We start from the raw sequence: 10,923 nt of genomic DNA, 5'->3' as shown, positions 1-10,923 counted from the left end.
CTCCAGGCTCGCGCCGTGATCGGGGCCGGGCAGGCTGCGATCCAGGGTGAAATGCTTTTCGATCACGCAAGCACCCAGCGCAACCGCGGCAATCGCGACCTCGATGCCCTGCGTATGATCGGAGTAGCCGACGGCGACATCGAACGCCTTGCCGATGTTTTGCATGGCGCGCAGGTTCACGTCGGACATGGGCGTGGGATATTCGGTATTGCAGTGGAGCACGATCACCTGATCACGAGAAACGCCGGCGGCCTCGAACACGGCCAGCGCGTTTTCGATCTCGCCCAGCGAGGCCATGCCCGTAGACAGGATCAAAGGTTTACCCAGCCCGCCCGCATGGCGCAGATAGGGCAGATTGGTGATTTCGCCGGAAGGGATCTTGATCCGGTCCAGCCCCAGACCGACCAGAAAATCCAGGCTCTGGATATCAAAGCCGGTGCTGAAGAAGGCGATCCCGTGCTGGCGGCAATGTTCGACCAGCACTGCGTGCATCTCGGCGCTCAGCTCGAGGCGGCTCAACATGCTGTGCTGCGACTCGGTCGCGCTGGTGGATTGGGCCTGGTATTCGGCTTTGCCGGCGGTACCGGTGGCGAGGCGATCGGCCGAGAAAGTCTGGAACTTGACCATGTCGGCGCCCGCCTCGGCTGCAAGCTCGATGAGACGCTTGGCCATGGCGATATCGCCGTTATGGTTAACCCCGGCTTCGGCAATAATCAAAGTGCGAGCACTATTCATCGCGTACCCCGAAAGATCGTACCTTCGGTCAAATTTTTCACCACTATGGCGCCTGCGCCGACGACGCAACGGCTGGCAATCCGCACGCCGTGGTGGACGACCGCACCGCTGCCAACAAACGAGCCCATATCGATATGCACGTCCCCGTTCAGCCTGGCGCCGGTGGAGATATGGCAATGCGCTGCCACGATCGAGTCGTGCTCAATCAGGGCCTGACTATTGATGATGCAGTTTGCGCCAACCGTGGCGCCAGCATTGATTATCGCACCATGCATGACGATCGTGCCAGGTAGCACCACCGCATGACGTGAAACATGCGCGAGCGGCGAGACGATTGTGGGGAAGTCAGCGCCCAGGGCTTGCAGTCTTTCAAACAAGGCCATTCGGATATCGGGACTTTTTACCTGCCCCACCGTGACCAGTGCCGACGGGTATTTCTCGAGCAGGTCCGGCAAGTTGTCATCGCTTCCCAACCAGAGATAGCCCAGGCGGGCCGACGCATCCGTTTCGTTGAAGTCGACGATGCCGGCAATCGTGTACTGGCCCTGGGCCTCGATCACATCGATGCAGGAGCGGCAGTGGCCGCCGCCGCCGATGAGCAGCAGGGGCTTCACGCCAAACCCGCGCTGCTGGGAATGTTGATCAGGCGACGCTCGAGTGACTCGGCGACAGGTAGAGGAGCGCGAGGGGCGTCGAGATAGGGGGTCAGGCGATGCAGCAAGGTCCAGACCGGGCGTGTCATCAGCCCGGCGCCGTTGGTCGCCTTCAGTACCTCGTCGCGCTGCCCGGCGACAGTCTCGCTCAACATGATGGCCTGTAGCCAGTAATTGCTTTCGCAGCCGGCGGGCTCGGCAACCAGGCTGATCTCCGGTGTCGTCGCGAAAGCGGCCAGGTATTTGGCATAGAGGCGGCGCTTCGACTGCAGAAATCCGGGCAACTGCTCAAGCTGGGCGCAGCCGAGGGCGGCATTGATATTCGGCATGCGGTAATTGTAGCCAACCTCGTCATGCTCAAACGCCCAGCTGTGGGGGCGTTTCGCGGTAGTGGTCACATGCTTCGCACGACGCGCCAGGGCCGTGTCGTTGGTCAGGATGGCGCCGCCGCCGCCGGTGGTGATGGTCTTGTTGCCGTTGAAGCTCAGGGTTCCGACCAGGCCGCTGGTTCCGGTATGGCGGCCCTGGTAGAGACTGCCCAGCGACTCGGCGGCATCCTCGACCAGCGCAAGGCCGAACTCACCGGCCACCGCCAGCAAGCCGGCCAGATCGCACGGGTGCCCCAAGGTATGCATGGGCAGAAGGGCACGGATCGGGCGCCCGGTCTGCTTGTTCACGCAAACGCCGCCGCGCTGCTCGCTGCAATGCTTGAGCCACTCGCGCAGCGCTGCCGGGTCGAGACCGAGTGTCTCCATGTTGCTGTCCACGAAATGCGGCGTGGCGCCGCAATAACGCACGGCATTGGCTGTCGCGATGAAAGTCAGCGCGGGGATCAGCACCTCGTCGCCGGGCACGACTCCGGCCAGCAGCAGCGCCACATGCAGCGCGGCGGTGCCGTTGACAACGGCGACAGCATGTTTCGCGCCGGTGAACCGGGCCAGGTCCGCCTCGAAGCGGTCGACATAGGCACCGACGGACGAGACAAAGGTGGAGTCCAGGCAGTCCTTGACATAGGCCCATTCCTGCCCGCCGAAACGCGGCTCATGCAAGGCGACCGGGCCCGGGCCGCATACCTGTGTAAGGGCCTGCACTACCTGTGCGGGGATATTCTGTGGTGTCTGCACTTGGTGGGATTGATCAGATGTTGTAGATGTCGGCCTTGTAGCCGCGCAGATTCTCAGGGCGTAGAAACCACGCCGCTGTTTCGGCAAGCCCGCGCTTAAGCCCGTCGCGGCCGCCGTAGGCCGGCGCCCATCCGAACAGTTCCAGCGCCTTGGTGTTGTCGGCCCAAAGCCGCTCGACTTCTGAATTGGCAGGACGCAGGCGGTTCTCATCGGTGACGATCTCCACCTCCGCGTTCATCGCCTCCGCGATCAGCTTGGCGGTTTCGCCGATCGACACTTCGAAGTTGCTGCCGAAATTGACGACTTCGCCTATGCCGCGATCGGACTCCAGGGCAGCGATGAAACCGTTCACCGTGTCCTGCACGAAATTGAAGTCGCGGGTCGGGGATACCGCGCCCAGACTGATCTGCTTCTTGCCGTTGGCGATCTGGGCAATGATGGTCGGGATCACCGCACGCGCGGACTGGCGCGGGCCGTAAGTATTGAATGGACGGGCGATGACGACAGGCAATCCGAACGAGGCGTAGAAGGAATACGCCATCTGGTCGGCGGCGATCTTGCTCGCCGAGTAGGGCGACTGACCCTGCAACGGGTGTTCCTCGGTGATCGGGACAAAACGCGCTGTGCCATACACCTCGCTCGTCGAGGTATGGACCAGCCGTTTGATGCCGAGCTCGCGCGCCGCCTGCAGGACGTTCAAGGTACCCTTGACGTTGGTGTCGACATAGGTATCGGGCGAGTGATAGGAATACGGGATGGCGATGAGGGCGGCAAGGTGCAGCACCGCGTCGCAGCCCTGCATCGCGGTTTTGACGCCATGCGGGTCGCGGATGTCGCCCGAAAAAACCTCGAACTGCCCCTTCATCTCGGCCGGGCACTGGTCCAGCCAGCCCCACGAGTTGAAGGAGTTGTATTGGACGAAGGCGCGGACCTTGTAGCCCTGTTGCACCAGGCGCTCCACAAGGTGGGAGCCGATAAAGCCGTCGGCGCCGGTAACCAGGACTGCATTCACATTCATTGTCAGGCTTTCATAGCAGTTTTCCAAACTCCACCAGGGAGCGGATGTAGTTGATTTTGTTGCCCGGGAAGGCCTCTTCGAAATGCCTGACGCACAAGCTTTTGTCAACCGGCGACATGTCGTCGAACATATGGACCAAGCTGACCGCGCGCTCATTGAAACCCAGCAGCGCCGACGATGAAACCCCGACGGCGAGATGATAGTCTTTATCCATCAATTCGACCGGTAGCAAGGGGTCAATGACAACCGCGCCGTCAATCTGCAAATCCAGGCGATAAACCGGGTTCGGGTGGTCCTTGATGTGGCACACGTAGCCTTGCCCATGGGCGGCGTCAATCAGGGATTGGAAAAGCGTGGATTGGCTCGCATCGGAAACAAAACTCTTCCCTGCAATGAACAGGATTTTATTGGTTTTTTGGCCGCCGCACGAATAACACCTGGACACCACTTCCCGCGAGAAGCCCACGTCCTTGCTGATTATCGAGCCGGGGTAGCCGCGGATCGCCATCACGTATTCAATCGCGTTGTCGCCTACCGCCGGCGAACGATAGAACCTGAAGCGGTCGATGACACCCAGTAAGCCAAGCAGCCGGTACAGCCGGCTTCTCGGGAACGCTCCGGGCTCGATTTCCTGGAAGCCGGACATGGTCACCTGCGGAAAATAGTATCCACGCGGCTTGATGACCGTCAGCAGCAGGTCGAGCATGGGCAGGCAGCACTCGTGAAAGAACACGACCTGCGTACCGCTTGAGCGCGCCTTCAACAAGACAAACAGGAAATAAAGCGATTGCATTAAGAGGCCGGAGGGGGCGCGGACGATCTCGACTTGCGGATGCTTTTTCCTGAACCTCTGATAAGACAGCTCGTGCGCCTTGCTCAGCACATAGATCTTTTTGACCTTCAGCGTATCCATCTGCGCCGCGATGAAGCCGACGGGCAGCGTGGATGCCACGATGCAGATAGATTGGTTTTCTACGAGCATGAATTGGGTACGTCAACGTTTCGCAACGCGTGTGGCGCGCTTAGGCCTGCGCCTTGATCGCCTTCATGTTCAGGCTGATGGGGAACTCTCCCTTGGGAGTCTGGAAACCCGTTTCCGACCAGTCGCCGAGGTGCGCGCCGAACTCCTCAAGGGTATTCCATTCAGTCATGTGTTCRAACCCGCATGAAGCCAGCAGACCCGCCAGCGCAGCGCGATTGAACACCGACTTGTGAAAGTTGTGCTCGTAGTCCTGCCCGCCCATCAAGGCGAACTTGATCAGTTCGAGGTTGCTGCCGTTGGCCTGGTAGACGGCCACCAGGCGGTCGAAGTCGGGCACGGACAGCCGTAGTACGCCACCGACTTTCAGTTTCTTCCGGAAATTGCGGAGAATTTCATCGATTTCCTCGAACGAAAAATGCTCGAGCACATGGCACATGTAGATCTCGCTGATGGCACCATCCGCAAACTCGTTGAGGGCGAACCCTTCCGATCTCAAATGGATGTGCGGCGCCTGGCGCGCATCGATACTGACCCAACCCTGGATATTGATGGGCCCCGCACCCAGATGTATCTTCAAGCCGCCGTCTCCACTCTTCGGATAGACCGGCCGCTGGCCGCCGTAAAGCGCCTGTTGCTTGCGGTCACCGATCGATTTGATTTTGGCGCGAACTCTGGAAATTAAATTCACTTTGATGATCCAATCAATGCATGTTTAGTGCGACGTGCCTGGCGACAACCAGGCCGGTATTCAGGTCTAGGCGAGCCGGGACCCGATGATCCTGGCAGGCGCTCCGCCCAGGATCGAATAGTCGGGAAAGTTTTTCGTCACCACGGCATTAGCTCCGACCACGGTGCCCTTGCCCAGGCTGACGCCGGGAAGAATCACTGAATTCGCTCCCAGCCACGAATCGGCCCCGATGGTGATAGGGTCGTACGGGCGGTAATCCGGAGATCTCATGAACGCCGCATCGTTTTCACGTATGGTGCCGCCGCCGCGTATCTGATGCGTGCCGCTCAGAACCGTGACATTGTTCGCGAACAGGCAGTCTTCACCAATGGCAACCTCGCCCGACACAAGGCAATCGGAAAAGAATGATGTCCGGCTGCCAATTTTCACCGTCCCGCCGCTCGTGGAGATCATGCTTCTGGGGCCGATCGATACACCATCCCCGACCTCGATCACACCGTCTTCACCGGCGCCAAGTTCCGCCGAGCTGGCCACGGCGCATTGATCGCCCATGATCAATGCGCTATTGTTCAAGGCGAGTGCGCCCCGAAAAACCGTGTTGATCCCAAAGCGGCACCTCGCGATCGACGGGAAGTCCGACCGTATCCTTCCGCGCATCAAGCCGTGCGCGAGGCGAAACCACACAGACCCGGTTTCGGCCAACAACCTTCTTTTTATTTTTGCAAGATAACTCATGACGGCGCCGCGACCTGGTTGTCCAGCCGCCTCATCAATTCGCCGAACTCGCTCAAAAACTCGGCTTTGTCCGTCGCCGACCCCGATGAAACGCCGGTGCCTATGCCGGGGTAGTTGTTGATCGTCTTCATCGATAGGGCGCGGTCAAACCAATCCACACCATCCATTGGCTCGAACTGCCAACGCTGCCGGTCGTAAAAGACACCGTCCCGGCCGAAAGTCCCGGCAAGATCATGGATTCCCGGCGCATCCCTGAACCAGGGGAGCCCCGCGCAGCAGGTGGCGAGCCCGACCATGCTGCGTTCGATCCCGATAGAGCCCGTCACCGTGATCGGAAACAGCTTCCGGCTCCGAGCCTCGCTCAACTTGTAGGTCGGCGGCACGAAGACGCAACCCATGGCGGCAAGCTGCCTGAAATACTCGATTGACCTGCACAGCCCGACCCTCGAGAAACCAACGATCCGGGAATAGTAAATCCAGCTGCCGGGATGCTCCTTGTACAGGATTTTCCCACGATAGCCCAGTTTCCGGATTGCGATGACCACATCCAGATGGGTCGGATAATCGCCCCCCTCCGGAAAGGTCGAGGCCTCCGGTTGATAGTGGGCGTACAGGATGGGCAGCGCCCCTTCTGCTTCGATCAGGCGGTCCACCGCAGCCTCATCCAGCATGCTGGAGAGGTAGTATTCGAGCGCGCGTTTCTGGTGCCGGACGATTCTCAGTATCGACAAGGCATCGTAGTCTTTGCGCTCGTCGATCGGATGCCGGACGAGGCCGGCATTTTTCCTCAATATCGCTTTCGCGATTGCCTTGGCGCCGAAGATCGCGACACGCGCAAGCGCATAACCGTAGCTCGTCGCCGTCCGGTCGATCTTTTCGTTCAGCTGCGGTGGCTTGGCGGCAAGATGGTTGTCCCGGTAGGCAATCACCTCGTCCCGAACCTGCTTGTCCGAGACCTTTACCGCCAGAATGCTCCGGTCCCGGATCGAAGCGTGTTGCACCACGGGCAACAAGCGACTCGGCGATGCACAAAAAGGCATCGGATATAAATAGACCTGCTGCGCTCCTGCAATCTGGCAGGCGGCCTCGATCAGGGAATACTCAATGTGGTGGGCGACCCCCGTGAAGAAGACTACGGACTTCACCCCGAGCGCGCGCATTTTCTGCGCAAGGCAGACGACGAACAACAGGCAGGAGTGCTGAAAATCCTCGTATCTATCGGCCTGTCCCATCCACCGGAACCACAACGGCATGGTCCAGTGGATCTTGGCTTTTATTTCATCGATGTCTAGGTCGGCGGGAATCGCGTCGGGATAGGCGATGGCTACGGTCTGGCGTGCATCACCTGACCAATAGGCGATCGACTTTTCCGCATAGATGGCGTATTTGTTATTGCCCCTGTATTCATTCGACAAGAATTCATAGGGCTCTATAAGCAGGATTTTGCTCATGTCATGACCGTTGCGGACTGCATTTGGGGCGCGATGTCATGTCGTTTCAATCCGGCCCCGCAAGCAAGGCAATCGAACTTTGCCCAATGTTGGTATAAGCGGGAAAGAAGGCGATGCTGAAGATGTCCCGATACCGGCCTTCAGCCGGAATACCCGCGCGATGCGGTGTCGAGCCGGTTGAAAAAAGCAGCGTGTCGCCGCGCTTGCCCGTGAGCTTGCGCGCGATCAGGTTTAAATCCTTGTTGTTTCTATCCATCACCGATGGCAGGAGCTTGTGCTCGTCCGGATTGGCGACGAACTCGAATGGGCCGTCGTCGACCGACACATCGCTCACCAGCACGAAGAGCTGGACATTCCTGAAATCGACCACCTTGTCGTAGTGCCAGTTCTGGCTGAACAGTTCGGTGTTGCGATACGCCTCCGGAATCGCATAGTTGCGCCACACCAGCCCGTCGTTGACGAGATATCCATCGCCGAGGAACATCCTCAGCACGCTGTCGTAATTCCTGATTGCCTGTTTGATGGACGGAGGCAGGCCGGCCCAGTCGACGGTGTGGTACCTGCTGTAATAGCGCCCGTCCGGCGCTTTATTGCCCCGGTCTATTGCCTTGCTCTCATTCAGGCCGAAATCGCTCTCCAGCTCGATGTGGCCGAAGACAGACAGCGTGAAGAATCGCTTTGAGAATATCGAATGGGCATGCCGAATCCGGAAATAGACTTCCGGAATCCGCTGCCTCAACCACGAATAGATCGACTTCAAAATCTTCATGCGTCCCTCTTCCTCCACCGTCAGCGCGCTCAATCGGCCGCCTGCGCATATTTGCCGTAGAAATGCAGATCCTGGGGCTCGCCGTCCAGCAGCTCGTGCCTCGGGCGCACTGCCTCGCAGTGCATGCCCGACCGCTCCATCACCCTGATCATCGCCTTGTTGCTGCCCATCGCGCCCGCCGCCACCTTCCGGATCCGCCGCTCATCGATGAACCAGTTCACCAGCGTATTCCAGGCATCCTGGCCGGTACCCTGTCCCCGGGCCGATTTGCGTCCTATCATGATGCCGATATCGGCAACCCCGTGCTGCGGGGAGACATACGCCGTCATGGTGCCGATGGCGAGGTCCTCGCCTTGGAWCCTCACGCTCAGGAACAGATTGGGCGTGTTCAGGAAGCTCTCCCGGTATGCGCGGCACGACGATTCCGTGTGCACGATGAATCGCTGATTGCTGTATCTCACGGTCTCGGGGTCGTTCAGCCACGCAACGTACTCGGGCGTGATGTCCGATTGCTCGAAGGGACGCAGCAATATCTTGCGTCCCGACAGGCTGACGAAACCGTCGATCAACTCAATGGCCCCTGTCAGTGGGGAATGCGGACCTGAGTGCATCCAGATTGGCCCAGACCTTCCTGAATGCCCGCACCATCGCCTGCACTTCCGGATCCGTGAGCTGGTGCAAGCACATTTCGAAGCCGAGGTAAGTCGTGTCGTGCAGCGCCTCCGCAACGGGGCAGATGCCTTTCGCATAGCTCACGTCGCGGCGGCAGATATCTGACGACCACGGAAAGCCCGACGAGCCGTAGGCGATCTTTTGCTGGTACATGGGCAGCAGATGCACATTTGCGTAACCGGCCGCCAGCCCCACAAGTCCTTCGGCTTCGATCGCCTCGATGATGCGGGCACGCGACACACCGAGTTGCGCCACGTCCAGAAGCATCGGATAGGTGTAATACACGTGCGTGCAGTCAGGCTGGACAACCGGTGTCCGCAGCCCGGCCAAGCCTGCCAGACCCGCGGCCAGTCCTGCGGCGGCATGCTGGCGGCTGGCGACGAAACCCTTGAGCTTCTTGAGCTGCTCGATGCCGATCGCGCACTCGATTTCGCCGAGGCGAAAATTGTAGCCAATCATGTTGCTCAGGTCAGTCACGCCTTTGCCGGCGACGACTGCCTCGGCATGGTTGCGGATCAGTTGTAGTTTTTCGGCGATCGCATCGTCATTCGTGACCAGAATGCCGCCTTCACCGGTATGGATGTGCTTGTGGTAGTTCAGGCTATAACAGCCGACATGCGCCAAGGTGCCCGCCAGCTTGCCCTTGTAAAGGGCGCCAGGCGCTTGCGCGGTGTCCGAGATAACTTTCAACCCATGTTTCGCGGCAATTGCCATCAGCGCATCCATATCGGCCGAGTGGCCAAAGATATCAACCGCCATGATGGCTTTTGTGTAAGGCGTGATGTTGGCTTCTACGGATGCAGGATCGAGGCAGAACGTCACCGGGTCGATATCGGCAAAAACGGGGATCGCATTCCAGTGCAGGATTGCGGTGGCGCTCGCGCACATCGTCCAGGGCGACACGATCACTTCGTCGCCCGGCTCAATACCGACCGCACCGATTGCGGCGATGAGGCCGGAAGTCGCGGAATTGACTGTGATGGCATGCTTCACGTCGAAATACGCGGCGCATTGCTTTTCGAATTCCTGGACCTTGGGGCCGCCGAAAAAATCAGGTTCCCAGCACCCCAGAAACTGCGACAGATTGCCACTCTCCACCACGCGGCGGGCCGCGTCGACCTCTTCCTTGCCGAGCGAGTTGTATCGTTGGAATGGCTGGGTAATTGCCTTGGGCCCGCCGAACAGTGCCAGTTTCTCTGTGCTCATGATGTTCTCTGTTTAATGATGGATTCGATTGCTTCAAGCGTCTTCAAGGCCTGCCGCCCGGTGCACAGCGCGGTGGCTTTGCCGGCCAAGTGATCGCGGATCTGGTCGTAGACGTGCCATTGATAGATCGCCATGCCATTGGCAATCTCCTCCCGTTCGCTACCCAGGATTTTATAGCCCTTGAAGCTTGGGTCGGAATACACTGCCTGCCACTCGATCAACTCGCCGCCCCGCTCATACCTCAGGCGCCCGGAATGGCTCAACAATTCCACGCCGTAATAGGAAAAGGCTTCCTCCCAAGCCGCGCGAAAAACCACGGCACCGCACTCGAACCGGACTTCTACATCGGGCTCAGGATCGTGGTCATCCCAAAGGCGGCCAGAATCTATGACTGTGGTGCTTTTTATATCGCCCAGCCAGAATTCGAGCAGATTGAGAAAATGTGAGCCGTTGTTCAGTATTCCTTTCGAATACCAGGCATTTCCCTTGACCGGCGTGCTGATCTCACCGCTTTCGATCCGCCGCTTGATCTCGATCACGCCAGGGTCGGTCCTGCGAATGTAGTTCACGAAAAGGTCGATTCCGGCGTCTTCGCAAATCCGCACCATGGCCCGGGCCTCCTCCAATTGGTACGCCAGGGGTTTCTCACACACTATCAATTTGGGCCGGCAGGTCTTGACGACTTCGGCGAGGATGGCGCAATGCGATGCGGAGGACGTCGCGATCACCACCACATCCGGTTGTAGCTGCCGCATTGCGGATTCGACAGAATCAAAAACAGGCAAGGCGTAGTGTTGCTCAAAGCGGGCGCGCTGATCGGGCAAAACATCCACCCCTCCCACGAGCTGAAATGCGGGATGCGCAACAATCGCGCGGGCATGCGTGTAAAC

Annotated in this window: 12 protein-coding genes; all 12 read right to left on the bottom strand. The window is 59.3% G+C overall.

Features of this window, described 5'->3' with window-relative positions; all coding sequences use genetic code 11:
• Nucleotides 1–717, bottom strand: a 717-nt coding sequence (locus tag AC1D0P_RS14645) for an N-acetylneuraminate synthase family protein (protein ID WP_477677406.1), incomplete at its 3' end; no start/stop codon positions are given.
• Nucleotides 718–731: 14 nt separating this feature from the next.
• Entirely contained in the window at nt 732–1,349 is a 618-nt protein-coding gene (locus tag AC1D0P_RS14640) for an acetyltransferase (RefSeq protein WP_477677405.1), read from the bottom strand.
• Nucleotides 1,346–2,512 (bottom strand): LegC family aminotransferase, encoded by a 1,167-nt coding sequence (locus tag AC1D0P_RS14635; RefSeq protein ID WP_477677404.1) that lies wholly within the window; start codon nt 2,510–2,512, stop codon nt 1,346–1,348. Before AC1D0P_RS14635 ends, AC1D0P_RS14640 begins: the two co-directional genes overlap by 4 nt.
• A gap of 13 nt (nt 2,513–2,525) precedes the next feature.
• Nucleotides 2,526–3,530 (bottom strand): NAD-dependent 4,6-dehydratase LegB, encoded by a 1,005-nt coding sequence (locus tag AC1D0P_RS14630; protein ID WP_477677403.1) that lies wholly within the window; start codon nt 3,528–3,530, stop codon nt 2,526–2,528.
• Between the two features lie 10 nt (nt 3,531–3,540).
• Nucleotides 3,541–4,482, bottom strand: coding sequence for a hypothetical protein (locus AC1D0P_RS14625; protein ID WP_477677402.1), 942 nt, complete (start codon nt 4,480–4,482; stop codon nt 3,541–3,543).
• Nucleotides 4,483–4,552: 70 nt separating this feature from the next.
• Nucleotides 4,553–5,200, bottom strand: coding sequence for a class I SAM-dependent methyltransferase (locus tag AC1D0P_RS14620; protein ID WP_477677401.1), 648 nt, complete (start codon nt 5,198–5,200; stop codon nt 4,553–4,555).
• Between the two features lie 66 nt (nt 5,201–5,266).
• The gene (locus AC1D0P_RS14615) at nt 5,267–5,935 is read right to left on the bottom strand and encodes an acyltransferase (protein WP_477677400.1); all 669 of its coding nucleotides are present in this window, start codon (nt 5,933–5,935) and stop codon (nt 5,267–5,269) included.
• On the bottom strand, nt 5,932–7,386 hold the full coding sequence (locus AC1D0P_RS14610; protein WP_477677399.1) for a hypothetical protein: 1,455 nt from the start codon (nt 7,384–7,386) through the stop codon (nt 5,932–5,934). The genes AC1D0P_RS14615 and AC1D0P_RS14610 overlap by 4 nt, the downstream gene beginning before the upstream one ends.
• Nucleotides 7,387–7,432: 46 nt before the next feature.
• A complete protein-coding gene (locus tag AC1D0P_RS14605) occupies nt 7,433–8,188 on the bottom strand; it encodes a hypothetical protein (protein ID WP_477677398.1) in 756 nt (251 codons plus the stop codon).
• On the bottom strand, nt 8,185–8,724 hold the full coding sequence (locus AC1D0P_RS14600; RefSeq protein ID WP_477677397.1) for a GNAT family N-acetyltransferase: 540 nt from the start codon (nt 8,722–8,724) through the stop codon (nt 8,185–8,187). The genes AC1D0P_RS14605 and AC1D0P_RS14600 overlap by 4 nt, the downstream gene beginning before the upstream one ends.
• 1 nt (nt 8,725) lies before the next feature.
• Nucleotides 8,726–10,033: a DegT/DnrJ/EryC1/StrS family aminotransferase gene (locus tag AC1D0P_RS14595; protein WP_477677396.1), complete on the bottom strand. Its 1,308-nt coding sequence runs from the start codon at nt 10,031–10,033 to the stop codon at nt 8,726–8,728.
• On the bottom strand, nt 10,030–10,923 hold an 894-nt coding region (locus AC1D0P_RS14590), incomplete at its 5' end, for a Gfo/Idh/MocA family protein (protein WP_477677395.1). The genes AC1D0P_RS14590 and AC1D0P_RS14595, both read right to left, overlap by 4 nt.

The sequence above is a fragment of the Polaromonas sp. P1_G2 genome (genome assembly GCF_056405515.1).
The sequence above is the reverse complement of the archived record's forward strand: the minus strand, read 5'-3'. Positions and strand labels throughout refer to the sequence as shown.

Bases quoted from the DNA above. Each gene is read 5' to 3' on its own strand.
- AC1D0P_RS14610 (WP_477677399.1), bottom strand. From the start codon at position 7,386: ATGAGCAAAATCCTGCTTATAGAGCCCTATGAATTCTTGTCGAATGAA.
- AC1D0P_RS14630 (WP_477677403.1), bottom strand. From the start codon at position 3,530: ATGAATGTGAATGCAGTCCTGGTTACCGGCGCCGACGGCTTTATCGGC.
- AC1D0P_RS14595 (WP_477677396.1), bottom strand. From the start codon at position 10,033: ATGAGCACAGAGAAACTGGCACTGTTCGGCGGGCCCAAGGCAATTACC.
- AC1D0P_RS14615 (WP_477677400.1), bottom strand. From the start codon at position 5,935: ATGAGTTATCTTGCAAAAATAAAAAGAAGGTTGTTGGCCGAAACCGGG.